This is a genomic window from Achromobacter kerstersii, assembly GCF_902859595.1.
Taxonomy (GTDB): domain Bacteria; phylum Pseudomonadota; class Gammaproteobacteria; order Burkholderiales; family Burkholderiaceae_B; genus Achromobacter; species Achromobacter kerstersii.
Genome location: NZ_CADIJQ010000006.1, coordinates 278,662 through 304,939, shown reverse-complemented (window position 1 = coordinate 304,939; position 26,278 = coordinate 278,662). Strand labels below are relative to the sequence as shown.

Annotated in this window: 17 protein-coding genes; 12 read left to right on the top strand and 5 right to left on the bottom strand. The window is 64.4% G+C overall.

Going from position 1 to position 26,278, the window contains the following annotated elements; all coding sequences use genetic code 11:
• Positions 1 to 7: 7 nt before the first annotated feature.
• The 10 genes from HV765_RS19285 to HV765_RS19240 all read left to right on the top strand — a co-directional run bounded on the left by HV765_RS19285 (position 8) and on the right by HV765_RS19240 (position 12,757).
• Positions 8 to 1,162, top strand: a complete 1,155-nt coding sequence (locus HV765_RS19285; protein ID WP_054421085.1) for a polysaccharide biosynthesis/export family protein — start codon at positions 8 to 10, stop codon at positions 1,160 to 1,162.
• Between the two features lie 7 nt (positions 1,163 to 1,169).
• Positions 1,170 to 2,510 (top strand): ABC transporter permease, encoded by a 1,341-nt coding sequence (locus tag HV765_RS19280; protein WP_175170657.1) that lies wholly within the window; start codon positions 1,170 to 1,172, stop codon positions 2,508 to 2,510.
• A gap of 9 nt (positions 2,511 to 2,519) precedes the next feature.
• Positions 2,520 to 3,236 carry a P-loop NTPase family protein gene (locus tag HV765_RS19275; RefSeq protein ID WP_054421087.1) on the top strand — a complete coding sequence of 239 codons (717 nt, stop codon included), beginning with the start codon at positions 2,520 to 2,522 and terminating at the stop codon, positions 3,234 to 3,236.
• Positions 3,190 to 4,389, top strand: a complete 1,200-nt coding sequence (locus HV765_RS19270; RefSeq protein ID WP_156336331.1) for a KpsE/RkpR family capsule polysaccharide export protein — start codon at positions 3,190 to 3,192, stop codon at positions 4,387 to 4,389. The genes HV765_RS19275 and HV765_RS19270 overlap by 47 nt, the downstream gene beginning before the upstream one ends.
• Positions 4,382 to 6,286, top strand: a complete 1,905-nt coding sequence (locus HV765_RS19265; protein ID WP_175170656.1) for a tetratricopeptide repeat protein — start codon at positions 4,382 to 4,384, stop codon at positions 6,284 to 6,286. The genes HV765_RS19270 and HV765_RS19265 overlap by 8 nt, the downstream gene beginning before the upstream one ends.
• Before the next feature lie 13 nt (positions 6,287 to 6,299).
• Positions 6,300 to 7,532: a pectate lyase family protein gene (locus HV765_RS19260; RefSeq protein WP_054421089.1), complete on the top strand. Its 1,233-nt coding sequence runs from the start codon at positions 6,300 to 6,302 to the stop codon at positions 7,530 to 7,532.
• A 124-nt stretch (positions 7,533 to 7,656) separates the two neighbouring features.
• Entirely contained in the window at positions 7,657 to 8,598 is a 942-nt protein-coding gene (locus HV765_RS19255) for a GAF domain-containing DNA-binding protein (protein WP_254600636.1), read from the top strand.
• Between the two features lie 163 nt (positions 8,599 to 8,761).
• Positions 8,762 to 9,907: a D-alanyl-D-alanine-carboxypeptidase/endopeptidase AmpH gene (gene ampH, locus HV765_RS19250; RefSeq protein WP_175170655.1), complete on the top strand. Its 1,146-nt coding sequence runs from the start codon at positions 8,762 to 8,764 to the stop codon at positions 9,905 to 9,907.
• A gap of 23 nt (positions 9,908 to 9,930) precedes the next feature.
• The gene (locus tag HV765_RS19245; RefSeq protein WP_254600635.1) at positions 9,931 to 11,172 is read left to right on the top strand and encodes a hypothetical protein; all 1,242 of its coding nucleotides are present in this window, start codon (positions 9,931 to 9,933) and stop codon (positions 11,170 to 11,172) included.
• A gap of 7 nt (positions 11,173 to 11,179) precedes the next feature.
• A complete protein-coding gene (locus HV765_RS19240) occupies positions 11,180 to 12,757 on the top strand; it encodes a serine hydrolase (protein WP_175170654.1) in 1,578 nt (525 codons plus the stop codon).
• Between the two features lie 23 nt (positions 12,758 to 12,780).
• Here HV765_RS19240 and HV765_RS19235 read toward each other — a convergent pair whose 3' ends face one another.
• A complete protein-coding gene (locus HV765_RS19235) occupies positions 12,781 to 18,954 on the bottom strand; it encodes an autotransporter outer membrane beta-barrel domain-containing protein (RefSeq protein ID WP_175170653.1) in 6,174 nt (2,057 codons plus the stop codon).
• Between the two features lie 128 nt (positions 18,955 to 19,082).
• Positions 19,083 to 20,258 (bottom strand): hypothetical protein, encoded by a 1,176-nt coding sequence (locus HV765_RS19230; protein ID WP_175170652.1) that lies wholly within the window; start codon positions 20,256 to 20,258, stop codon positions 19,083 to 19,085.
• Between the two features lie 258 nt (positions 20,259 to 20,516).
• Here HV765_RS19230 and HV765_RS19225 point away from each other — a divergent pair, with 258 nt between their 5' ends.
• Both HV765_RS19225 and HV765_RS19220 read left to right on the top strand, forming a co-directional pair.
• On the top strand, positions 20,517 to 20,945 hold the full coding sequence (locus tag HV765_RS19225; RefSeq protein WP_054421095.1) for a YjjA family protein: 429 nt from the start codon (positions 20,517 to 20,519) through the stop codon (positions 20,943 to 20,945).
• Positions 20,946 to 21,026: 81 nt separating this feature from the next.
• Positions 21,027 to 21,803 carry a fused MFS/spermidine synthase gene (locus HV765_RS19220; protein WP_175170651.1) on the top strand — a complete coding sequence of 259 codons (777 nt, stop codon included), beginning with the start codon at positions 21,027 to 21,029 and terminating at the stop codon, positions 21,801 to 21,803.
• On the opposite strand, the gene HV765_RS19215 is transcribed toward HV765_RS19220, so the two are convergent.
• From HV765_RS19215 to HV765_RS19205, 3 genes are all read right to left on the bottom strand, one after another.
• Positions 21,796 to 22,722 (bottom strand): hypothetical protein, encoded by a 927-nt coding sequence (locus HV765_RS19215; RefSeq protein ID WP_175170650.1) that lies wholly within the window; start codon positions 22,720 to 22,722, stop codon positions 21,796 to 21,798. The two genes, HV765_RS19220 and HV765_RS19215, sit on opposite strands and share 8 nt — an antisense overlap.
• Positions 22,719 to 23,822 carry a type IV toxin-antitoxin system AbiEi family antitoxin gene (locus HV765_RS19210; protein ID WP_175170649.1) on the bottom strand — a complete coding sequence of 368 codons (1,104 nt, stop codon included), beginning with the start codon at positions 23,820 to 23,822 and terminating at the stop codon, positions 22,719 to 22,721. Before HV765_RS19210 ends, HV765_RS19215 begins: the two co-directional genes overlap by 4 nt.
• 91 nt (positions 23,823 to 23,913) lie before the next feature.
• Positions 23,914 to 26,181: an FdhF/YdeP family oxidoreductase gene (locus HV765_RS19205; RefSeq protein WP_175170648.1), complete on the bottom strand. Its 2,268-nt coding sequence runs from the start codon at positions 26,179 to 26,181 to the stop codon at positions 23,914 to 23,916.
• Positions 26,182 to 26,278: the final 97 nt, after the last annotated feature.

Below are 26,278 nucleotides of genomic sequence, written 5' to 3'. Positions count from 1 at the left end.
GGTTTTTATGCACATGAACGTCCCGGCTTTCGGCCTGCGGCGCAACGCGGCCTTCGCCCTGCTGGTGTTGGCCGCTCTTTCACTTTCGGGATGCCAGCTGCCGCGTTCCGGTCCGATGTTGAGCGAAATGACGGGGGCTCACGATGACAAGGATGTCGTCGTGATGCCCGCCTCGCGCGAGCTTGCGCGCGCGAGCCAGGTGCCAGAGGTGTCTGACTTTCCGGTGCCGTACCGGGATCTTACGCAGGCAGGATTCGACCGCCTGGTGCCGGGCGACGGCATCAACGTCAAAGTGTGGGAACGCGGTGGCCTGGGTGTATTCGCGGCGGACCCGTCCGGCGTCAGCGACCTGGGTAATCAGGAAATCGACCGGACGGGGTATGTCTCGTTCCCGATCCTGGGGAAATTCCGCGCCGCGGATTCGACGCTCTCGCAATTGCATGACGCCATCGTGCAGCGGCTGGCCAAGCTTGTCGTGGGCGCGGATGTGAGCGTCACGCGCGCAGCCGATGCGCGCGGGCAGATGGTGACGGTGCAGGGCAACCTGACCAAGCCCGGCATGTATCCCATCACGCAAACCGCGCAACGCCTGAGCAGCGCGCTGGCGCAGGCCGCGCCGGTGCAGACGAATCCCGAACAGCTCGTGATCAGCCTGCGCCGCGACAATCAGGTGGCATCGGTGCGGTTGTCGGATATCTACCGCAACCAGAACAACGACATCATGCTGCGGCCGGGCGATGTCATCACCGCCTATGACTCGCGTGAATACCTGACCGTGTTGGGCGCTGCGGGTAACCAAGGCCGTGTGGCGATCAGCAAGCGCAACTACTCGGTGCTGGATGCACTGGCCGATTCCCGTGGCCTGGACGACAAGCTGGCCGACCCGCGTTCCGTGTTCCTGTTCACGCCCGCGAAGGCCGGGGTGGAAGGCAAGGCGGACCTGCTGCCGGTGGTGTATCAGTTTGATCTGACGCGTCCCGAGCAAGTGGCGCTGGCCCGCGAATTTACGGTCCATGAAGGCCAGGCCATCTATATCTCGGACGCGCCGTTCACACAGGTGCAGAAGGTCTTGTCGGCCTTCCGCGTCACGATGAGCGCCGGCTTCAGCGCCACGCGAGCCATCGATAGCGATTCGGGTTCGAGTTCGTCCGGCGTGCAATAGCGTGTCGATGAGTAACGAGGACCGGATCAAGGGGTGGCGTAACCGCCGCAAGGACAGTAACTACGCGGTGGGTTCGGGGGTCGATGCCTGGCGCCTGGACCCGGCCGCGCTCTTTGAAGCACAAGCCAAGCCGGGCGTGTTGCTGAAGCCGTTGCTGGCGCGCCTGCAAGGCGAGCCGCACGATTCCGTGGCCGCCCGCCGCGCGGTGTACGAGGCCGTGCAGGCCGAGCTGGACGCTGAAATTGCGCGCAGCAAGGTCGATGAGACGCTCGCCGATTTTTCCCGGCGGCGGCTGCGTCTGATCGTGCGCCTGCTGGAGCAGGACATCCGCGCGGGCGTCGACGTGTTCACGCCGGGCTACATGCCGCCCAAGCTGATCGCTGAAGACGAGCGGCTGGCGGCGGCGCATGCGCGGCGCGTGGAACGGCGCAAGCAGGACGAAGCGCGCGATGCGCGCCGTCATGCGTCGCGCAACGACATCGCGTTGGAAATCGAGCTGCCGCAAGGCGAGGCCGGTGATCTTGCGATTCTGCGTGAACGCCTGCAAGCCTTGCATGAAGGGCATCACCCGGGCAATGCCGCGCGTGGGCGGCCCGTCGGGCGCACGCTGATGGCGTTGTTCGTGTATCAGCTGCGGGTGATTCATGGCGAAAGCCGAATCGCGCTGCTGTGGGCCTTGGTTGGCCCGGTGGTGCTGCTGACGCTGATCTCGTCGCTGTACATCCTGATGGGGACGCACTTCATTCTTGGCATGGACGTGCAAACGTTTTCGCTGTTGGGGGCCACCACATGGATCATGTTCCGGCAGATTGTTTTCCGAAGCAGCACCGCGTACGTGTCGGCCCGAGGCTTGCTGAACTTTCAGGGCGTCACGCCGCTGATGTGCGCGATGGTGCAGGCGCTGATCTACGTGTCGGTGTACCTCGTGGTGTTCGCGGTATTGATCAGCGCCGGCCACGGGTTGGGGCTCATCACGCTTCCCGAAAGTTGGGCGGGGTTCATTCTGTTCGTGGTGCTGATGGGATGCTGCGGCTCCGCCATGGGCGTGCTGTTCGGGTCGATCGCCACCTTCTGGCATTTCTTCCTGCGCCTGGCGCCGGTGATCGAGCGGGGCCTACAGATCTTCTCCAGCGTGTTCTTTGTGTCGGAGCAATTGCCCGAACACTTGCGGCCCTGGATTCTGTGGTCGCCCTTTGCCCACGGCATGCAGCTGCTGCGTTCGGCGTACTTCGCCGCCTACGATTCGCACGACGCCAGCCTGGGCTATTTCCTGACGGCATTGGTGTTCATGATGGTGGTTGCCTTGGCGGCCGAGCGTCTTGCGCGCCCCAATGTCCAACCGATGTGAGGCAAGCAGATGATCCATCTGAACGGCGTCACTGACGAACCCTATGCCTTTGGAAGCCGGCAGCCGCTGCTGGCCAACGCCACGCTCGACATTCCGGTGGGGCGCTACGCGCTGCTGTCGCATTCGCCGGAAATGCATCGCCAGATCGTCGACGTGCTGTGCTGCCTGCGTCCGCCGCGCCAGGGCTTTGTCAAACATGACGGCAACGTCTCGTGGGCGATCGGCCGGCAAGGCTTTATCCGCGGCAAGGCCAGCGGCATTGCCGTGATCGACTTCGTCTGCGAGATGTACGAAATCGATGTGGATGCCACGTTCGAACTGGTCGCAGACCTGATCAGCGATCCCAAATGCCTGGCCAAGCCCATGGAGCATTGGCCGCTCTACGTACGGCAGGAATTCTCGTTCGCCCTGGCGCTGGCGCCGGCGTTCGATGTCTACGTGATCGAAGGGGCCATCCCTTTCGAACCCTGCCGTTTCACCCGGCTATGGCTGGCGCTGTTCGAAGAGCGGCTGATCGGCCGAACCCTAATTCTCTCTAGCTACCGCCAGAACCAGATGGCGGACTATTGCCTAAAAGGCTTGATTTATGAACGAAGCGCTCTCAGCATCGAAGACGACCTCGACCAATGCCTCAGCAAATACCCCCCGCGACGATCACGAAGCGACTCCGGCACCGGCGATGACGTCTTCGGAGGCGGCTTCGAAGACAGCCAGCTCGGGATCTGAGGGCGGCTCCGAGATCGAACGCCGCCGTCGCGAACGGCAGGCGGCGCTGCGCGAACGCCGCCGCCACCGTTGGATCAACGCGTTCATCGTCATCGTGCCGGTGGCGCTGGCGCTGGTGTATGTGCTTGCCATCGCCACGCCGCGCTATGAAGCGGAATCGCGGTTCTTCGTGCAATCGGGCTCTGGCCAGCAAGGCGGTGGCGGCGGCGCGGCCAGCCTGCTCACCACCGGCAACATGGGCGGCATGCTGGGCGGCTTTGTCGACGGCTGGGCCGTCAGCGACTTCCTGAAATCGCGCGACGCCATGCAGCAGCTGGACAAGAAAGTCGGCCTGCGCCAATACCTGATCCATGCGGGCGTGGACCCGTTCAACCATCTTTCCGAAGATTCCAGCGAAGACGATCTGTACCGCGCCTATCAGTCGTCGGTGCATGTGTCGTTCAATGCGTTGGAGCAGATTGACGTGCTGCGCGTCAGCGCGTTCTCGCCGGAAGATGCGGCAACGCTGTCCAAGGCGCTGATCAGCCTGGCCGAAGAGTTCGTCAGCTCGATGAACGAGAAAGGCGTGGCCGATAAATTGAAGGTCAGCGAAGAGGCGGTGAAGCTTGCGGAACAAAAGGCGCTTGCCGCCCGCGACGCGCTGATGTCATGGCGGACAACGCACGGCAACATCGACCCCACGGCGACGGTGGCGATGCTGTTGAATCTGTCCAGCACGCTGGAGGCCGAGCTCAGCAGCGCGCAGATCAATCTGGACAAGATTCGCGCGCTGGGCAACAAAGACCACTTCATGCTCAAGCCCGCTGAAATGCAGGTGCTGGCGCTGCAAAAGCGGATTTCGTCGGTGCGCCGCCGTCTAAGCGGCGACGGCAATGCCGAAGCCAAGCAGCTGAAATCGTATGAGTCGCTGAGAAATGCCCAGGCGTTTGCGGATTCGAACCTGACCTTGGCGCAGCAGTCGTACCAGCAGGCCATGACGGACGCGCTGCGCTTGCAACGTTACCTGTCCATCATTGCTCAGCCGGTGCCCACCGACCGTCCGAGCAGCCCGCGCACGATGGTTCTGCTGCTGCAAGCGCTGGCGCTGGGCTTTGTGTTGATGTTCATCTCGCGCGTTGCGATGGCATTGTTGAGGGGGCTGCGTCATGGTTGATACGGCAATTGAAACCCGTCGCGCTGCGGCCGACGCCACCGCGCGGCTGCGCGAGGTCATCAAGGACATTTACGCGGCGGGCGACCCCGCCCGCGAGATGGCCCGGCTGGACCCGGCGCTGGCCGAAGCCCATGACGGCTGGCGCGATGTGCGACGTTTGATGGTGGCGCCGTGGATGCGCGAAGCGCGCTTCGAACCCGCCATCGCCGCGCTTGAAAAGCTGACGGTGGCTTACCCGACACGCGCTGATGACCGCCGCTTGCTGGCCAGCCTGTTGGGCCGCAGCAAGCAGTGGGACCGCGCGATTGCCGAGGCCGACGCCGCGGCCGGCATCGAGCCCGCCAACGCCTCGCTGCATGCCGCGCGCATTCAATTGCGCGTGCAGGCCGGGCGGGTGGCGGATGCCGCCGAGGTCGCGCGCGCAACCGTCGGCATGGCCAAAGACGATCCTGCTGAAGCGTATGCCTGGATGATGGCGTTCGTGCGCAACGGCGACGTGGCCGAGGCGGCGGGCATTGCGGCAAGCCTGGATTCGAACCAGCTGCCCAACGAACGCGTAGCAACGATGGCCGTGCGCGCCTTGCTGGAAGACGACCGCGCGGAAGCCGCCATCCAACTGGGCAATGCGGCCTTAAGCGCAAACCACGATTGCGCGGCATTGCGCGCCTCGCTGGGCCTCGCGCACCTTCGGCGCGCCTCTGAAGAGGATCGCAAGGTGCACGCGCTGACGCATTTCGAAGCGGGCCTGAGCGCCGCGCCTGCGGACGTCAGGCTGCTCACGCTGTATGGCGAAACGCTGTTGCGTGCTGGCCGCTACAAAGAAGCCGCGGCGCCGCTTGCGCAGGCCATGGAGTTGGCGCCGGACCTGGAACAGACGCGCGCGCTGTATGCCCGCGCGCTGCGCTATACGTTGCAGTACGACGAAGCCGCCGACCAGATGTTGAAGCTTGTGGAAAAGTCGCCCGACAAGCTGATGTGGCAGCGCGCCGCCATCGGCGCGCTGTCGCAGGCCGGCCGCAAGGGCGACGCCGAAACCCTGTACGAAAAATACGTCGCCACCCGCAGCGCGAACCTGCCGAAGACCTTCCAGGAAGCCATGGCCCAGATGGAAGCGCGGCTGGATACCGCCCCGATTCCGCAGGCGCGTCTGGATTGGGCGTGGTCGATGCGCGGTGACACGAATGTGGACCGCGCAGAATGGGAACGCCGCGCGCGCTGGGGCCACATGATCGATCACCTGCTGTTCGATTGGCTGGAATGCCGCGAGGATGACGTCGAAGAATCCATGCAGCTGTTGGGCGAACTCGATACCGGCGAACGCTTCTTTGCACCGCTGCTGGCGGCCGGCAAAGGGGTGGTGGTGGCCACCGCGCACGTCGGCCCCATGTACGCGGGCCTGATGGCGTTGGAGCTGCTGGGCATCCCGTCGCGCTGGCTCGCCACCGCGCCCAGCATCGCCCAGAGCAGCTATTCCACGGCGCTGATCTCCACTGCCGACCAGACCGAAGCGCAGGTCGCCAAGGCCTGCATGCGCGCCATCAATTCGGGCTACGTGCTGTGTCTGGCGATTGATGGCGCGGCAAATCCCGCCGCACCGCGCACGACCTTTGAAGGGCAGGAAGTCACGTATTCCAGCTTCGCATCGCACCTGGCGCATCGTCTTGGCGTGCCGTCGGTGTTCTACGCGCCGCGATGGGAGAACGGCCACGTGGCTTACACGCTGGAGATGCTGCCCGCCGCCAACCCCGGTGAAGACGCCGACGCCTATGCCAAGCGCTGGCAGCAGGCGTATTTTGAACGGCTGCGCGAACACGTGGCCGGCCCCCCCGAAAATCTGCGCCTGAGCGGGGGCATCTGGCGCCATGTGCAGTCTGCGGATCGCTCCGCGCAGCAATAGGAATCAAGCCTTGATGAAGACAGCAATGAAAACGAGCCGGTGGACAGTGCGTCGGCCAATCCAGTGGCTGCTTGCCGTGGCCCTGTTGCAAGGCGGCGTGGCGGCCGCAAGTGAATCGTGCGCCAGCCCGGATGAACACTGCCCGCTCGTTTCGTCGCTGCTGTCCCAACGCGAAGGCTATGGCGCCAAGGCCACGGGCGGCTTGGGCGGAAAATTCATCGAGGTCACGTCCGACCAGGATTCCGGCCCAGGCACGCTGCGCGCCGCGCTCGCGCAAGCGAAGAAGGGGCCAACGTGGATACGCTTTGCGTCGGACATGACCATCGTGCTGGACAAGCAGCTGCGCGTGCCGTCGAACGTAACGATCGACGGTCGCGGCAAGCAGGTCACGTTGATTGACGACGGGCTGGGCGTGTACGGCAGCCAGAACGTCATCCTGACGCACCTGACCATCGACGGCCGCCTGAACCGGCTGACGCAAGCCGTGAACGTGGCCAACGGCAGCCGCGACGTGTGGGTCGACCACATGGACCTGTCGCGCATGTCTGACCGCTTGCTCAACGTGAAGAATGGCTCGACCGACGTGACGATTTCATGGACCAAGTTCCATAACTCGAACAAGGTCATGCTGCTGAACAACATCACATCGAAAAATCTGTTCGAAAACTACGACCGTGATTCGATTGCGCGCGTGACGCTGCACCACAACTATTTCTTCAACACCGTGCAGCGCAACCCTCGCGGGCAGTTCGGCACGTTCCACCTGTTCAACAACCTGTTGGAAAACTGGGACTTCTACGGCATGAGCTTCAGCCTGGAGGCCAAAGCCTTTGTGGAAGGAAACATCTTCAACAACACCACCCAGCGCAAGTGCGTGGAGCCGGCGTTCTTTCCCACGGTGGAAGGCATCAACGTCAACTACTGCCACTACATCCCCATCGCCGCCAAACGCAGCGCGCTGGACAACGGCGAATCCGATCGCGGCGCTTACGAAAAACTGAAGGCGCAGCATGGCTACACGCGCGACTACAAGGCTTTCCTGCGTCTGAAAGACAATCTTTATCTGGGCGACGCGAAGCCGGTGCTGGAAGACTACCGCCCCGAATCGGCGCCGACGCCGCCGTACTGCTACGGCTATGAGCGGCCCACGCCGGAATTGGCGGAAAAGATCCGCCAATTCGCGGGGAATACGGGTGGCGATACGCCGTTGCCGACGTCGCGCGTGGGCTCGGGCTGCGGCAAGTAACTCAGGAGGCCCAGCCGCCCTTTCCCGCGCTTGTCATTTCCCCTTCCCAGAGTGAAAATCGCCGCTTGGCGTGTTGCACAGCAACACAGGGACGACACACGATTCGGCCGCCAGGGGAAACGCAGTGAAGGACGCCGTCCAGTATCAGACTCACACCGCTTTCGACGGTGCCGCCGGCACTGAACCGGATCGCCCGTCAGACCGTTCGCCCGACTGGGTCTACCGTTGCGCGATGAGCCTGCTCAAGCGCCCGGCCGATGATGCGATATCCGAGCAACTGGCCTTCATGGGCGAGACGTCCGATGTGGATCGTTCGTGGCTGATCGAGTACCGGCCCGACATGCTGCGATTCCGCAATACCCATGAATGGTGCCGCGGCCAGACGCAGCCGTTTGTTGCCGAACTTCAAGATGTGCCGACCACGCTGATTGCGTGGCTGCACCGGTTCATGGTCAAGGGCTATGCCGTGGCCATTCATGATGTGCACGACCTGCCGCGCACGGCGCGGATCATCCAGGCCGAGTTCGTGCGCCAGGGCAACAAAAGCGTGCTGAGCGTGCCGGTGTTTCATGACAAGAAGCTGTACGGCATCATCGGTTTCGACACCACCGCCCGGCACCGCAGCTGGTCGGCCGCCGAGGTCAACGCGCTGTATCAATGCGCCAACCTGATCGGTCAGGCCAAGTATTCCAACAGCCTGGATCACAACCGCACAGCGATGCACGAGAGCTCGATGTCGGTGGTCTATCTGAACATGCGCGGCGTGGTGCGGGGCGTGCAGCCGGAGACCATCGTTGGCGTGCGGTCGGCAGGAAACTACAGCGAGATCTGGCTGGAAGACGGCTCGATGGTGCTGGACTCCCGCGCCCTCGGGATGTGGTCGACCTTGCTGCCCGAAAAGATCTTCTTCCGCGTACACCGCACCGCCATTGCCAATGCGTTGCATGTCATGGACGTTGACCGCCGCAGCGTCGACAAGTGGCTGATCAGGATGCGCTCGGTTGAGGGCGCATGGCCCGTGTCGCGCTCGTACCGCAAGCCGCTGCGCGAACGCATGGGGATCTGACCCGCCAGCCGGGGCCGCCGCGCCCCGCGCCTATGTCATTCGTCATGCGGGAATGTTGTTTCGTCCTGGCAAGGTGGTCAATTTCCAAGGTTTTGGGATGATCTCGCTTGCGGTGACCCCTTCCCGCAACTCCCATCCCCCGGGCGACCTTGAGAGAATTGGCATGCTGGCGACTCGCGCTTTCACACGTTTGACTTCCCTGGCTTTGACGGCGGCGTGCGCGTTGGGCGTGGCCCCGGCGCGCGCGACTGACCTGGCGTTGCAAGATGCCGTGTCCATGGCCGGCATGCAGCTGTTTCTGAACTCGGGTGCGCCGGCCGTCATCATCGCGGTGGTGCGGGGCGATGAGGTGGTCATCCAAGGCTACGGCGAGACAGCGCCGGGCAATGGCGTTGAGCCGGACGCGAATTCCATTTTCAGAATTGCGTCGGTATCCAAGGTGTTCGCCGCCGATGTGCTGGCGTCGCTGGCCGCCAAGGGCAAGGTCAAGCTGACCGACCCGCTGGCCAAGTACGCGCCCGACAATGCCCGCGTCGAAGCTAACGGGCGGCCCATCACGCTGTTGGATCTGGCCACGCATTCCGCAGGCTTGCCGCGCGAATTGCCGGACCCGAACGCCAAGCCGTCCGACAACCCCTACGCCGCCTTTGATCGCGCGTACTACTGGAAATGGATCGGCAGCAACAAGCCGGCCTACACGCCCGGCACCACCACGCTTTATTCGAACCTGGGATTCGGCTTGCTGGGCGATGCGCTGGCGAAAGCGGGCGGCGCGGATTATTCAACGGTGCTGGCCCGCGAAGTCACGCAGCCCGCGGGCCTGACGGACACCACCAATGTGGTGAACGACGCGCAGAAGAAGCGCCTGATGACGGGGCTGGACCCGTTTGGCAAACCGGACCCCAACGCGCCGGTGCCGGACGTGATGTACGCCAGCGCGGGCATCTATTCCACGGCGGCCGACATGGCGCGCTGGATGCGCTGGCACCTGGACGGCGCGCGCCAGGCCAAGGAAGCCTTCGCGCTGGACCATGTCATGTGGCTGCCGTATGACGGCTTGAAATCCGTGGTGGGAACCGAAGTGACCAGCGCCGATGGCATGGGCTTGGGCTGGGTGGTGTCACTGCCGCGCAACGGCACACCCTTGCTGTTGGGCAAGAGCGGCGGCCTGGGCGGCTTCATGAGCTATGCGGTGTTGTCGCCGAATCGCGACCTGGGCGTCTTCGTGGTGGCCAGCCGCGTGAACTTCGCGATGTTCGAAAACATCCATTCCCAGGTGCGCGAATTGGCGGCTGAGCTGGCGCGGTGATCGAGTCTGGCCGGTGCTTGGCGATGGGCAAGCGCATTGGATTATCGGTATGCCACGGGCTCGTGGCGGCATTGGTGATGCATGGCGTTTTTGCGCAAGAGGTGTCTGCGCAAGACGCGTCTGCGCAAGACGCGTCTGCGCAAGAGGTGTATGCGCAAGAAGTGCCTGCGCAAGGCGGGCCCGACATCTTCAAGACCGAGATTTTCCTCACGCCGTACAGCCAGTTGGGCGAAGACGCAGGCACGTATCCGCAGCTGAACGGCCGCTTTCTGCTGATGACGGGCTACACCGGGTTTTTTGGCATCAAGGATGACAACGGACAGATTCCGCGGTCGCACTGGAGCAGCGTGCAGCCCACGGCGGAAGCCGCACTGGTGATGCAACTGACGCAGCGGTTTTCGATCCGCACCAAGGCAACGCTCAACTCGTCGAACAACGAGACCAAAGACAACGCGTTCTCGGACCTGGGCGTGAATTTGGACAACCTGTTCGCGGCCTATACCGCCGACCGCTATGCCTTGTACGGCGGCAAGATGGACTTGGGCTTTGGCGACGCGTGGCACGTCATCGATGGCCTGTACAGCGGCTTTAACGAGAACTCGGAGTTTCGCGGTTCCATCGGATTGGGCGGCCGCTACACCTTGGCCACCGGCGGCAACGGCACGCATTCGGTGGCGGCGGTGTTGTTCAAGCGTGATGACACCGCGTTGAACCAGCGCTTCAGTCTGGACGATGGTTTCATTCGCCAAGATCAGCCGCCGGCATTCAGCGACCAACTGAAGTCGTTCATCCTGTCTTATGACTTTCGGGATCTGCCGGGGCTGGAACGCTGGTCGGGCGGCGTGGACGCCGGCCGCCTGCATGTGGACCCGGGCATGGGTGAAAGCGCCAACACCGTCTCTGCCCGGCTTCGATACGACGCGCCGCTTGCCAATGCGTGGGCGCTCAGCTGGTTTAACGAAGCCACGTTTTCCAGCGCCTTTCGCGGCGCGCCCGTGCGCAACGGCAATGGCGTGACGTCAGTATCGCTGTCGCGCGACCGCTGGCAATTGACCGCCACCGCCGCTGCGCGCAAATTATCGGGCAGCGACGGCAGGCTGGCGCCGTACGGCTTGCAGAACGATTGGGACTGGGCGTTGTCCGGCGCAGTCACCTACGTCACACCGGTCGGGTTCATCGTGCAGGCCGGCGTGACCCATCAGCGCGATCAGGCCATCCGCATCAACCAAGGTGTTTTTCGCATCGCTTATCAAGCGGGATTCTGAGGTCACCATGACTAGCAAAACCAACTTCATTGCAGGCCTGTGCGTGCTGGCCCTGAGCGGCGCCGCGTCAGCGTGGGCGCAGCCGATTCCCGTTGAATCGCATGCCAGCCCGCCCGCCGACGTCGTCGCCATCCCCAAGGGCAGCCGCGAACAAGCCGTGAAGGATCTGCCGCGCGTGGTGGCAGACATCATGAAGCGCAGCCATGTGCCGGGCATGGCGGTGGCCGTGGTGATGGACGGCAAGACGGTGCTGACCCAGGGTTACGGCACGCGTGAAGTGGGCAAGAACGCGCCGGTGGATGCCGGCACTGTGTTCCAGATTGCGTCGATTTCAAAGTCGCTATCGGCCACTGTGGCGGCGATGGAAGTGTCGCAAGGCGTGGTGGCGTGGGACGACCCCGTGGCCCGCTATCTGCCGGACTTCAAGCTCAGCAACGCTTATGTGTCAGCGCACGGCACCATCGGCGACTTCTTCGCGCATCGCTCGGGTTTGCCTGGCACGGCGGGCGACGACCTGGAAGACTTGGGCTATACGCGCGGTGACGTCATGGCCCGCTTGCGGCTGCTGCCGCTGGACGCGTTTCGCACGTCGTATCACTACGCGAATTTCAGCACGACGATCGGCGCAGAAGCCGTGGCGAAGGCCGTGGGCCGCCCTTGGGAAAGCCTGGCGCAAGACGTGCTGTTCAAGCCGCTGGGCATGACGTCCACCAGCTATCGCTACGACGACTTCATGGCGCGCACGAATCGCGCCGTGCTGCATGGATATCAGAAGGGGGGCTTCGTGCCGCTGGGCCAGCGCAATGCGGATCAGCAGGCGCCCGCGGGCGGCGTGTCGTCCACCGTGGGAGACATGGCGCAATGGTTGAAGCTATTGCTGGCCGATGGTGAATTCCAGGGTAAGCGGATGATCGCGCCGGGCGCGCTGCTGCCGGCCTTGTCGCCGCAGTCGTTCAGTGCGCGCGCGCACAACCTTGACGCGCGTTCGGGCTTTTACGGTTATGGCTTCAACGTCAATACCGAGCTGGGCGGACGCCCGTCGATGGGGCATTCCGGCGCATTCCTGATGGGCACGGGCACGACGTTCCGGATCGTGCCGTCGGCGGGCATCGGCATCGTGGTGCTGACCAACGGCGCGCCCGTGGGTGCAGCAGAATCGGTGGCGGCAACCTTCATCGACACGGCGCTGTATGGCAAGCCCACGCGCGATTGGTTCGCCGCGTACAACGGCGCCATGCAGGCCTTCTTTGCGCCACAAGCCGATCTGTCCGCGCAGGCCAAACCGGCGAACGGCAAGCCTGCCGGCGCGCTGTCGCAATACACCGGCCATTTCGACAACCCCTATTACGGTCCTGCGGAAATCCAGGAAGCCAATGGCGGGTTGAGCCTGGTGCTGGGACCCAAAGGAATGCGCTTTCCCGTCAAGCACTGGGACGGCGATACCTTCGCGTTCGCCCCGGTCGGCGAAGCCGAGCTGGTGGATTCGCTGGCGTCCATTGTGTTCAAGATGGATCAGGGCAAGGCCAGCGGATTCGACATCAAGTTCTATGACGATGCCGGCATGGGGCATTGGTCGCGCAAGTAATCTCAAGCGCCGCCACCGCCCCTTCAAAAGCGGTAGGCGGCGCGCAGCGTCAGCGATTGGTCGCGGTACTGTCCGTTGCCGCGCAAGGCGTATTCCGTCTTTAACTCCATGCCCTTGGGGCTCACGACTTCCAGGCCCGCCGACAGATTGCCGTAGGTGCGCGGCATGCCCGACTTCAGCGAGAACGGCGTGGCGTTGAAGCTGCTTAGCTGCATCGTCGTGACCACATCGCCACCGTTAAGAAAGCTCATGCCGCCGGCCACATACGAACGCAAGGTGGAGCCGTTAGCCAGGTCTTTCCGGCCGCCCAGTTCGATCATGGGTGACACCATGAACGACGTGGTGTCATTGCCGCGCACCTTCAGGTTAAAGAGCCCCGCCCCGCTTTCCTGATAGCCATCCTGGCGGATGTGGTTCACGTCCAGATCCACATAAGGCCGCAGATACCAGGTGGGCTGGCTGAATTCATACGCGGTGCGCAAGCGGGCGGCCAGGAAGGACGCATCAGGTTTGCTTTTGGCCACACCATCCAGCGTGCCGCGCGACATTCTGCTTTTCTCAACACCGCCATGAACGGCCACGGCAATCTGCCACGGCGCGCGGTTGTACTTCAGCGCCAAACCACCCGAGAACGTGTCGCTGTTGCCGGTCAAGTCATTCGAAGACGTCGTCTTGCCGGCGGCATAGGCCAGCGAGCCGCCCAGGAACCAGTTGTTGACGATTTCGCGCTGCGCGCCGAGGGTCAGCGCGGTCTGGCGGATGCGATAGCCCTGGTCATCCGACGTGCTCTTGCGTTGCGTCCAGTTGGTGTCCAGCCGCGACCAGACGCAATTGCCTTCACGCAGTATCGTGCTTTCGCCGACAAAGCCCGGGCAGCTCATCATGCGGCTCATGGAGGCATAGGACGCGTGTATCTGGTTTGCCGCGCGGGCGAATTGGCCATCGTGGGCCACGCCATTGAGCGCATCGCGGTATTGGCCGGCGGTTTGTACGCCCGTGAACTTGTCGAACAGTGCTGCGCTGCGTGAGTCGCCCTGGTTCCACAGGCTTTGCAAGGAAGTCGCGATGCTCCGGTGGTCTGCGCTGACGGGCAATGCCGAGGGCGTGAAATTGGCGTCCACCGAAATCAGCGGATCGCGCCATCCGCCTGCGCCGTTGTTCTTCAGCGCATAACTGAACAAGGGGCTGTCGCTATCGGTGGCGGGAATCTGCGATTGCTCGGCGTCGAAATGCGCGATGCCCATCCACACGTTCTTCACGGGGTTATGCAGCACGGGTTGGATGATGCCCCCGAACGTGGATGGGCCAGACACCGAGATGAAGTCGCTGTGATGGTTGCCGAAATCCAGGTCGGGCCGATAGGTGCCGGTGTGGTTCAGCACGCCCGTTAACCGGGTGGCGGCGTACGCACCGGGGCCTGCCGGGTTGAGGATACCGGCGTTGTTCAGATCGCCCACGAACTGCGAACCGGTGTACAGGTTGCCACCCGCGTTGTTGTTGAACGTGCTGCCGTTGCCCAGCTGCACATCGCCGGCCACGGTGCCGGTGTTGTTGACGAGCGCCTGGCCCGACACCTCGATCGCGGTTTTGGCTTGAATGGTGCCGGCGTTGGTAATGGTGGTGGTGGCCAAGGGCGCCACGGCAAGAATGCCCGTGCCGGAGGTGGCGTTCGCGCTGACGAGTGCGCGCGTGCCCAGGCTGATCGACACGGCCCGCCCTCCGCCATTGGCGCCGTTGCTCAGGGCGACGATGGCGGGCGAGCCCGCGCCCGTGGCGACAACCTGGGCCGCTTCGCCCAGGCTGATCGTGACGGGGCCGCCGTAGGCCAGCGCGTTGTTGGGGGTGCCGTATTGGTAAAGCGTGCCGTCCTTGAAGACGCCGCCGCCGCCCACGCTCATGGCAAGAATAGCGGGCGCATTTGCGCCTGAGGTTTGCACGGTGCCGCCCGTGCCAATGGCCACATTGACCCCTGCCGAGTTGCCCGTGCCGCCGGTCAAGCCGGCGCTTTGGATGATGCGGGTGGAGTAGCTGGCGGACGACTGGTCGCCCGTCAGGCCGCCACCGCCGCCGATGCTTTGCGCCAGCACGCCCGCCGCGCCATTACCCGACGTCGAGATCACGCCCGACAACGACAGGTTGACGGCGTTGCCGTCGCCGTCCTGGGTGGGGGCCGTCACGGCTTTCAAGGTGGTCAGATTGGGCTGGAGCGCCAAGCCGGCGATGCCGCCGCCACCACCAATGCTCTGCGCGACGATGGCATGCGCGTTGGCGCCAGCGGTGACAATGCGGCCGCCCACGTCCTGCGTGACGGTCACAACGCCGCCCGCGCCCTGCATACTTCCATTCGATCCGAACGTGATGGTCATGGGGTTGGCCGCTGGCCGCGCGGTGTTATCCAGCGAGGCATACCCGCCACCGCCGCCCACGCTTTGGGCCAGCACGCCGAACGACAGCGCGCCGTTCGTGACGATGCTGCCGCCCGAGTTCGAGACGGTGACGTTGCCGCCGCGACCCGTCAGCGTGGAAAATGGCGTGGCGACGGTCTGGAGGCTGCCCAGCTGTATATCGACGCTGCCCAGTGACGCGCTGGTCGACACGATGGCCGCACCGCCGCCGCCGCCCACACTTTGTGCGAAGATGCCCGGCGACAGCCAGCCCTGCGTCGTGATGAGGCCGGTGTTGTTCGCCACGCTGACCGCGCCACCCGACAGCAACGCGCTATTGAATGCCGCGGAGTTGCTGAACGTGTAGTCACCACCCAAGGTGACCCCCACGGAGGCGGTTTGTGAAATGTTGGCCAGGCTGGTGTTGCGCAGGCTTAAGGTCGTCAACCCGCCGCCGCCGCCCACGCTCTGCGCCATGATGCCGGCCGCGCCGCCTGCCTGCGTCGTGAGCACACCGCCATGGATGACGCTGGCCTGGCCGCCCAAAGTGAATTCTGCATTGCGTTGTGCGCCGGTGGCGCCCAGCGTCGTGGTGGTGGTGAACGCGCTCCATAGATACATCGGCTGGTCCAGCACCGACACGCCGCCGCCGCCGCCGATGCTTTGGGCCAGGATGCCGGGCGCTTGCAAGCCCTGTGTGTTGATGCGGCTGGTCGACGCGCTGGCGTCTACGGTGACGACGCCGCCCGAGCCGCTTGCGCCATCGGAGCCGCCGTTTTGCACATGGATCAATGAGCCCAGCACGGACCCGCCCTTGGTACCGAGGAGGTTGATGACTTGCGTGATCTTGTCGATGATCGCGGCGCTTTGATTCCCGGCCGCCGCGGTGACGACGTCTTGCAAGTCCTGGCCGCTTGCCGTGCTGCGGCCGCCGCCGCCGCCGATGCTCTGCGCCACGATGCCGGCCGATCCATCACCTTGCGTGGTGAGGGTGCCGGTATTGATCACGATGGCGGGATCGCTTGCTGATCCCCCGCCCGCGCCGCCCGTGCCGCCGCTGCCGCCCGTTTGATGGGTGATGCTGGTTTGCGGCAGGGCGACGGTGAACAGATTCTGCGCGCCGGATTCCGCTGCCTTGATCAGCGCGTCGATGCTCGACAGCAGGCTCGACGCGCCTGTGGAATCGATCAATCCGGCGTTGCCGCCACCGCCGCCGATGCTTTGCGCGAGGATGCCGGGAGCATGGTCGCCTTGCGTGGTGATGGCGCCGTCATTGCGCACATTGAAGGCGCTGGCGCTGCCGCCTCCACCGCCTTGGCCGCCGGTTGTGACGCTGGTGGACAGGCTGATGGCTTTGCTGATCTGCATCTGCGGGGCCGCTTCCAGCCACTTCACGGCCTGTTGCAGCAAGCCGGGCAGCGCCGCCGGTGAGCCGACGATGGCGTTGAAGGCATTGGCGTCCAGCGCTTGAACGATGCCGCCGTTGCCCCCACCCCCGCCAATGCTCTGCGCCACGATGCCCGCTGCGCCTGTGCCCGCCGTGGCGATGACACCGCTGCTGGAATTGTTGGCCTGCACGCTTGCGCCACCGCCGCCCTGGCCGCCTTGCGCGCCGTGCCGGATGCTCAGGTCCAACGACACCAGCGAGTTGCCGATCGTCGGCGTCTTGACCGGGGCCAGCACGCCGCCGCCATTGCCGCCGCCGCCGCCCACGCTCTGCGCGACGATGCCATGGCTTTGCGCCGAGGCCGTGCGGATGCTGCCGTCGTTGGTGAGCGTGACGTTGCCGCCGTTGCCCGCGCCCTGTCCCGCCCCGCCATTGGTGATGGCGAGCGTAACCGTGCCGCTGGGGTTGTCGCCTGTGGGCGGGGCGATGGTGACGGTGCGCGAATTGGCCAGCCCGCCGTTGCCGCCGCCGCCGCCAATGCTCTGGGCCAGCACGCCGTTGCTGTGGGGGCCTAGTGTCGAGATCGTGCCGGTGCTGGCCTGCGTGAACGACACGGTGCTGCCCGAGCCGCCGCTGCCGCCCTTGCCGCCTGTGGCCACGGTGACGTTCAGCCCCACGCCCACGCCCACCGCGTTGGCCGACCCGGCCGTGCCGCCGCCGCCGCCGATGCTTTGCAAGACGACGCCGGGCGCATTGCCCGCCCGCGTCAAGATCTTGCCCTGCGATGAAAACTGCACCAGCCCGCCGTTGCCCGCTGCGCCGCCCGCACCGCCGATGGCGACGGTGGCGATCACGCCGGTGGCGTTGGCGTCACCGCCCGCGCCACCGCCGCCGCCTATGCTCTGCAGCGTCACGGCGGCGCTGTTGTCGCCCGAGGTATCGATGCTGCCGGTGTGCGTCATGGCGACGCCGCCGCCTGCGCCGCCCATGCCGCCATGCCCGCCGCCCACCGCGATGAAGCCGTTGCTGGCCTGCGCCAGTCCGCCGCCGCCGCCCGCGCTGTTCACCAGCACGCCCGCGGCATCGTTGCCCATGGTGCTGATGACGCCCGCGTTGGTTAGCGTGATGGCCTGGCCGGCCATCGCACCCGCGCCACCATTGCCGCCTGAGCCGAAGGCGCCGCTGGACCCGCCCGGCCCGCCTTCACCGCCCAGGACGCTGGCGACAATGCCCTTTGCGCCGACGGTGTTGGCGGCGCCTGTGGTGATGGCGCCGGTGTTGGTGATTGTGATGGCGCCGGGGTTGCCGCCCGCAGCGCCGTTGTGTCCGTCGGCCCAGGAACCATCGCCGCCGTTGCCGCCATTGCCGCCTTGGCTCAGCGCATAGATACCGATTGCGCGATTGCCGGTGGTGGTGATCTTGCCGCCGTTCGTGATGGTGACCAGGCCCGCGTTGCCGCCTGCCGCAGCCTTGGTATCGGTGTCGTTACGCTGTGACGCATTGCCGCCGATGGATCGCGCAATCACGCCATACATGCCGTCGCCCAGCGCCGTCACCGCACTGTTTGCCGATGATGTGAACGTCACGGCCCCTGCATCGCCGCCGCGCCCGGCATTGCTGTGGCCGCCGAAGTCGCCGGAATGTTCCGCCGCACCCCCATTGCCGCCAAGCGAGATCAGCCCCACGCCTGCGCTGACGTCGTCCGGGCTGGGTCCGCGCGCCGTGATCGATGTCGTGCCTTGCAAGATTGCGGTGGCGTCGCCGGCGTTGCCGCCTCGGCCCGAATCATTCGCGCCGCCAAACCCGCCAACGATGGCGCTGTCGGTGCCCGATCCGCCCCAGGATTGCACCGCCACGCCGAAGCCCGTGCCGGTGACGGTGGTGTTGTTGAGTGTGATGCGCGCCAGATGGCCATCGCCGCCATTGCCGAAATGGCCGGCGCGCCCGTCGGCATTGGCGTACAGACCGCCGTTGCCGCCGGCCGAGGTCAGGCTGATGCCACGGCCCGCAGCCGACACGGTGCTGGCCGACAGCGTGTAGTCGATGATGCGCCCGCCGCCGCCGTTGCCGCCCCAGTGGTTGAAGTTGGACGGCGCGTCGCGGCCATCACCGCCCTTGCCGCCGCTGACGTCGATCAGAATGCCGGTTTGCCCAACTGCGGTTGCGGTGATGTTGACGTTGCGGTCCTGTTGCAGAAAGTCGCGCTGGCCCCATTGGCCGTCAAAGCCGTTGTCCGGGTAGTCGCCGCTGGTGCAGCAGGCGCCGTCCGCACCGCGAAAGACATATACCAACGCGGGCTGGGTCTGGATTTGGGCCTGGGCCGGGCGCCCGAATAAATACGCCGTCGACATGCCGGCTTGCAGCACCAGCAAGGCAAGTCGGGACGGCCGGAACCGATGGCGCGAGGGGGCTTGCGGGACGGACATGGCGGCGCGGACGTGTGGAATCGGGACAGATTAAGAAAATCGCCGTTCGCCGCGCGCTGGACAAGATCAAGATGACGAATCAACCATCCGGTGTGATGAGTCGCCTGTGGCGTGTGCAGGAGTCCGTTCTACGCCTCTTTCGTCGCCTTCCTGTCTGGCCGGGCGCTAAGCGGCTTGGCGTCATCCGCCGGCGATCCGATGCCGTCCGCATCCCGCGACCGTGCCGATTGCTCGGCCTGTGCCAGCTTGTCTTTCAGCTCGGCGACCCGATTGCCGTCGGCGTTCTTATCTTCACGCAACGCCTTTTCAGCGGCGGCCAGCAAGGCTTTCAGCGCTTGCATGACTTCCTTCACCAGGCGCGCATCGGCTTGACGCTGCCGGGCGTCGCGCTGGCGTTCGTCAGCGGGTGAGCTGGCGTCGATGCGTTCGCTGTCTTCGCCGGACGCCGAGGCAGTTTCGGCGGCGTCGGCCGCGCGGTCTTCGGCCGTGGCCGCTCCGCCTGCGTAAGCCGTCAATGCGCGAGACGCTGCGGTACTTGATGCCGGGGTATTTGATGCGGGGGCGTTCGATGCGGCGGCGTTCGATGCGGGGTTTGATGCCGCGGCATTCGACGCGACGGCATTCGACGCGACGGCATTCGACGCGACGGCATTCGATGCGGCGGCATTCGATGCGGCGGCTTCCGCCTGCGGTTGAGGGGCCGCAGCGGAAGTCGTAGCAAGACCGGCGGCGGGCGCCTCGGTCGTCGATGCGGCCGCGGCGCTGGTGATGCCAGCCGTGGCTGCCGCGGGCATGGCCGCGCTTGGCGCTGCGCTCGCACTATGCACCACGGGCGCTGTCATTGGCCCCACGGATGCCCCGCCTCCCGAGCCCTTCGATAGGGTCGCCGCCGCTTGGGCCAGTTGTCCGGCCAGTTGGCGCAGTTCCTGGATGATGCCCTTGGCGGCTTCCGGCCCCATCATCGCCAGCAACATTTTCAGCATCTTGATGCGTTGCTTGATTTCGGCGATGCGGCCGCGCGCCATGTCACTGCCAGATGGGCCTGCAGCCGCTGACTGGCCGGCGTCGGCCATTTGGGCTTTTCGGGCTTTTGCAGCGCGTTCAAGCGCGTCGCCGCTGATCGACACGCGAACGGAGGGCATGTCCGTCTTGGCCGCGTCGTCCTTTTCCTTGGCGTCGGCCGCGATGGCCGCTTCTTTTTTGGCCCCTTCCTTTTTGGCGTCTTCCTTGATGGCGGCGCGTGTGTCGTTGGCCAGGGCTGCTGCGCCCCAGATGGAATCGTCGGTCCGTAGACTAGAGGTCATATCGCCCGCCTTCAACGCGCCTGAGGCGCGAATAATTATGGTTTTCGTCGAGTCACGGGCGTGTGTGGCCGGTGACATGCAGGGGTATATCCCGTTAACGGCAGGCGATATAAATACTTAACGTGTGTACGGAATTGCGCGTTGTTGCCAAGGCGTGACGTTGCGAATTCAATTGCTACGGCGATCGGGATTCGTGCGCCGGATCTCCTATAGTTTTCCGGACGGGTCCGCCCTGCGGGCCGCTTCTGGGAGCACATCATGCGCATCCAAGTCAGGCATTTCATTAGTGCGGCAGCACTGGTTGCAGCGCAATGCGTCGCGGCAGGGGCGCACGCGCAACTGCTCGATTCCGTGAAGGGACAGATGGAGGGCCTGGGCGGCAGCACCTCGTCCCTGTCATCGCTCAGCGCGGGCAGCGCCGGCAACGCAGCCGGCGTATTGCAGTACTGCATCAAGAACAACTACCTGAGCGGCGGCGACGCGCAGGCCGTGAAAGACAAGTTGATGGACAAGCTGCCAGGCGGCGCCAGCAAGGCCGAATCCGATACGGGTTACACCTCTGGCGTGCAGGGCATCCTGAAAGGCAGCGATGGCAAGTCGCTTGACCTGAGCGGAAGCGGCCTGAAGAAAGAGATCACCCGTCAGGCGTGCGACCAGGTGCTCAAGCAGGGCAAATCGTTCCTGTAGACGGCCAGGCGGGCAAGGCGGGTGGGCGACGTCTGCAGGGCGGATGGTATCTTGTGCCTGTTTTCACCCACCGCCCTGCCCATGTCCGACTCTTCTTTTCCCGCCGACGCATCGCAACCTGACGAGCCGGCGGCCATCCACCGGCCCTTCGTCCAGAATGCCGGCACGCGCCGCACGCTGCATTTCACGCAGAAGGAAATCCAGAGCAGCATGTCTGTGCTGAATCCGGATGCGCTGGAAATCGAATACACGCGGATGATGATGGGCTTCGTGCTGTTCAAGCCCGAACCCGCCCGCATTCTGATGGTGGGGCTGGGCGGCGGCTCGTTGCCCAAGTTCTGCCATCGCTATCTGGCCACTACCCAGATTGAAGTGGTCGAGATCGACCCCGCCGTCATCGCCCTGCGCGACACCTTCATGGTGCCGCGCGACAGCGAACGCTTTCAGGTGATCCAGGCCGACGCGGCCGATCACATGCGCGACGTGTCGGACCACGCCGATGTGATCTTCCTGGACGGCTACGGCGTGGGCGGCATCCCCGACGCGCTCTGCTCCGAAGCGTTCTACGCCGACTGCTACCGCGCGCTGCGCGACGACGGCATCCTGGCGATCAACTTCCACGTCAACCATCCCATGCACCACGAGTACCTGGACCGCGTGCGCGAATCGTTCGGCTCCGCGATGTTCGAAGTGGTCGACGACGACATGACCAACAGCATCGTCTTCGCCTGCAAGGGCGACCTGCTGAACAACCCCGCCGCCGCAGAGCTGAAACGCCCGGCGTCCATCCCCAAAGACGCATGGCGCCAGCTGATGCCGACGATGCGGGTGATTGGGGCGACGCTGGAGCTTAAGTAGCGGCTTCGTGCAAATAGGATTGGCCTGTCTTGGCGCTGATCCTTGCCAGCACGTGGCTGACCAGCCCGCTCACTTGGCGTAGCGCACGTATGCGCGTGTCGGCGTGTTCGCGGTCGAAGCCGTGAAAATTGACGAAGGCAGCGGGGCCTTCCTTGCGATAGCCTTCAACGTCAGCATCGTCGCAGAACCGGCGTGACAGGGCGTGCAATGCGGCGTTCAATGCCTTGCATTGACGCCCCTCCACCAGCCTTGCACTGAAGTGATCCGCCAGCGTTTCGGCGTCCCGCCAATAAGTCATGACATGGATAAGATCGGCGGCGTCTTTGGGTTCATGGCGTTGATCAAACGCCAGAGCCTTGAGCACGATGAAGGCCACGGCATCCGCGTAGCGGATGGTTTCCTGCGTGACGCCGCCCTGGTTGGGCAAATCAACCTGTACGACCCGTTCTTCGAACCAGTCGTGGGTAAGTCCCGCGTAGAGGATCTGGCATGCGGATACGGCTTCACCATCCAGCAGTGCTAGCCGCGCACTCTGTTCGGGGTCATCGGTATGCGTCAGGAATTCGACCCGAATCGGGAGCCCGTTCAGCTCATAGACCCATTGCCATGTACTGACGACGCCCTGGCGCGGGTGGTATCGCTGGAATCCGGCGGCCTGTAATTGCCGCTTCAAGGAGTCATAGGCGCCTCGTTCGGCCAAGAGCGCAACATCCAAAACAACATCGACGTCTGTTGTTCCCACATGCGGGGGAACGTCAGGCAGCGCCTCGGGCGTCAGATATCTCGGCACAAGCCCGCCGATCAATCTCAGGTTTCCTTTGAACCCTGCGAATGCGCGCAACAGGATGACAAGCACGGTCTCGCAATCGCGGGTGATGTCGGCGCTGTAGGCGTGCGCCGACTTGGGCTTTTCGTTCAATGCTCGGGTTCCAGATGCAGAACGTGGCGGCGGAATTCCTGCGCCAGTTCTTTATTGCGGCCATAACCATTCAGCAAATCCAGATATTGGATGAACCGGTTGGCAACGTTTGCGCCAGTCTGCCCGCTTTCATCGTCAAGGAACATCATTGAGGCCCCTTCGCGCTCAATAAATAGGACGTTTGCACCCTTTTCGGCCGGTTCTAGACCCATTTCACGGCCCCACGCCTGCGCTTGCCCGGGCGGCACGATGACCTCAACGCGCTCAACCTGGGTCAGATGCGGGAAGGCCGCATTCGCGGCTGCGGCACCGGTCAGTGCCCAGTGTTCTTTCTGCCGAAGTGTGTGAAGCAAGGTGTCGCGCAGCGAGGTTCGCGGGGGCGAAAACAGGAAGTACCGCGATGTCGTATCGCGCCGCAACGTCCACGCTTGCGCCCAGGCGTCCAGCAACGCGTTGGCATCCCGCAGCCGACGGCGCAATCGAGGGCCGTTGCCCATCGTCTCGACCCAGTCTTCGCGTTGGAGCGCTTGCATGGTGAGTGAGACGGTGTAGGGCGATGTACCCGCCAGTGAAGCGAGCTCGGCGCCAGAAATGAATCCGTCGCTCTGATGTCGCGCCGCATGCTGAAGCAACGCCAGCACGACTTGCTCGCGAGCCCCCGTGAACAAGGCCGCAGGCCGGCGGGGGCGCGAGGGGGCCGCACGTTCGATATCAACGAGCCACGGCTGGTGTTTGAAGAACAGCGTCCCGCTGTGATCGAAGTAGCCGATGCCGCGTTGCCGAAGATCTGATCGCGCGCCCGGACTCAAGCTGTCCGCGACAACCACGCCGGCAACTGAGGATGCGTTTGGCTGCGCACGTTGAAAGTCCTGGATATGCGCAACAGCGGACGGGATGTCTCGCGGATAGCCTGCGCGCATGATTTCAACCGCCAGCGTCAGGGCGTCGCCGGTTGCAAGACGGAGGTTGACGGTGGCGTCCAGCCGGCTTGCGCCTATCGAGACATCGCGCCGGATGCCGGCGACCGATGCGCCCGTGCGTCCGCAGAACGCTTCCAGAAAGGCCGCCAAGGAATCGGAGGATGAGCGAACGTTAGCCATATAAGCAAGATTTGCTGCGCAGCAAATATAGGAGTTCTGCCAAATATAGTCTCAAGTGGCAGAAACTCCCTAACGGCTCACTCCGGCGCTGTTATGCCACTTTCCGAATCACCACCGGAATCGACTTATAGCTGGGCGTGCCGCTTTGCTTGTCCTGATAATCCAGTGGGCACAGATCATTGGCTTCCGGGTAGTACGCGCCGACGGACCCCGCGGCGATGTCGTATTCAATGGCGGTCAGGCGCAGGTGGCGGTGGGATTCGCCGGGCAGGCTGGTGTGGATGTCGACTTCGTCGCCGGGTTCCAGGCCGTGCAGCTTCAGGTCGGACGGATTCATGAACAGCACGTCGCGGCGGCCGAACACGCCGCGGTAGCGGTCGTCCAGGCCATAGATGGTGGTGTTGTATTGGTCGTGGCTGCGCAGCGTGGTCAGTTTCAGGCTGCCGGGGGCGGTGGCGGCAACGTCTTCCTGCAAGCCTTTGAACGGCAGGAATTCGGCGCGCCCGGATGCGGTCTTCCAGATGCGTTCGGTGGGCGGCAATGACAGGCGGAAGCCGCCGGGTTTCAGGATGCGTTCGTTGTAGCCGTGAAAGTCCGGGTAGACCTTTTCGATCAGGTCGCGGATGCGGTTGTAGTCTTCAACCAGGTAATGCCAGGCGATGCGGCTGCCGGGCAGCGTAGCGGCTGCGATGCCGGCGATGATGGCGGGTTCCGAGCGCAGGTGCTCGGACGCTGGCGCCAGCTTGCCGCGCGAGGCATGCACCATCGACATCGAATCTTCGACGGTGATGGACTGCGCACCACTGGCCTGCACATCGCTTTCCGTGCGGCCCAGCACGGGCAGGATGATCGAATCGCGGCCAATCAGCAGGTGCGACCGGTTCAGCTTCGTGTTCATGTGCACCGCCAGATCCAGGCGGCGCATGCCGGCCGCGCATTGGCTGGTGTCGGACAGCGCCATCGCCAGGTTGCCGCCCAGGCAGATCAGCGCCTTCGCAGCGCCGTCGACCATCGCCTTCATGGCGTCAACGGCGTCATGCCCGTGGCGCTCGGGCGGCCGGAAGCCGAAAGTCTTTTCGAAGTTGTCGAACATCACGGGGTCGATCTTTTCGGTGATGCCGACGGTGCGATTGCCTTGCACATTCGAATGCCCGCGCAATGGGCAGATGCCGGCGCCGGGCTTGCCGAAGTTGCCGCGCATCAGCAGCAGCGCCGCAATCTGCTGCACGTTCTGCGTGCCGCGCGCGTGCTGGGTGATGCCCATGCCGTAGGTGACGATGGTGGCGTTCGACTTGGCGTAGGCGGCGGCGACGAGCTCCAGCTCGGCGCGCGCCAGCCCGCTGGCTTGTTCGATGTCGGACCAGGCGGTGTCGTCCAGGTCTTCTACGTAGGCGTCAAAGCCGTGGGTGTGTTCGGCGATGAAGGCGTGGTCCAGGACGCCGGGCGTGGCGCGGTCTGCGTCCACCAGCGCTTTCATGATGCCCTTGAGCGCGGCCGCGTCGCCGCCGACCTTCACCTGGTAGTACGTGGAAGCGATGCGAGTTGACCCCATGGTGCCCATTTCAATGGGGTTTTGAGGATCGGCGAAGCGTTCCAGCGCACGTTCGCGCAAGGGGTTGAACACGATGATGGGCACGCCGCGGCGGGCGCATTCATGCAAGGTGCCCATCATGCGCGGGTGGTTGGTGCCGGGGTTGTGGCCCATCGAGATGATGAGATCGCAGGTGTCGAAGTCGTCCAGCGACACCGTGCCTTTGCCGATGCCGATGGCTTGCGGCAGGCCGACGCTGGTGGCCTCGTGGCACATGTTCGAGCAATCGGGAAAGTTGTTGGTGCCAAGCTCGCGCGCGAAGGCGCTGAACAGGAACGCGGCTTCGTTCGACGCGCGGCCCGAGGTATAGAACTCAACCGAATCCGGGTCAGGCAGGCTGGCCAGCGTGCGGCCGATGCGAGCGAAGGCGGCGTCCCATTCGATGGCTTGGTACGTGTCGCTGGCGGCGTCGTAAATCATCGGATGCGTCAGGCGGCCGGCGTCTTCCAGGTCGTGGTCGCTCCAGGTCAGCAATTCGGTGACGGTGTGCGCGGCGAAGAAGTCGGGCGTGACGCGCTTCTTGGTGGCTTCCCACGTCACCGCCTTGGCCCCGTTTTCACAGAACTGGAAGGTGGACGTGTGAGCCTTGTCGGGCCAGGCGCAGCCGGGGCAATCGAAGCCGTCGGGCTTGTTGGTGCGCAGAAGCAAAACAGGCGCTTCGGCAATGCGCATCTGGTCCGCCACGGCTTGGGCGGTGGCTTTCAGCGCGCCCCAACCGCCTGCGGGGGCGTCGTAGCGTTGGATGCCGGTAAGGTTGCGTGACTTCATGAAAATCTCGGGTCGGGAGGTGTTGCGTGCCGGGTCAGCGGGATAAGGCGGGATAAATCGGGATCAAGCGGGATAAAGCGGATTCAAGCGGATTTAA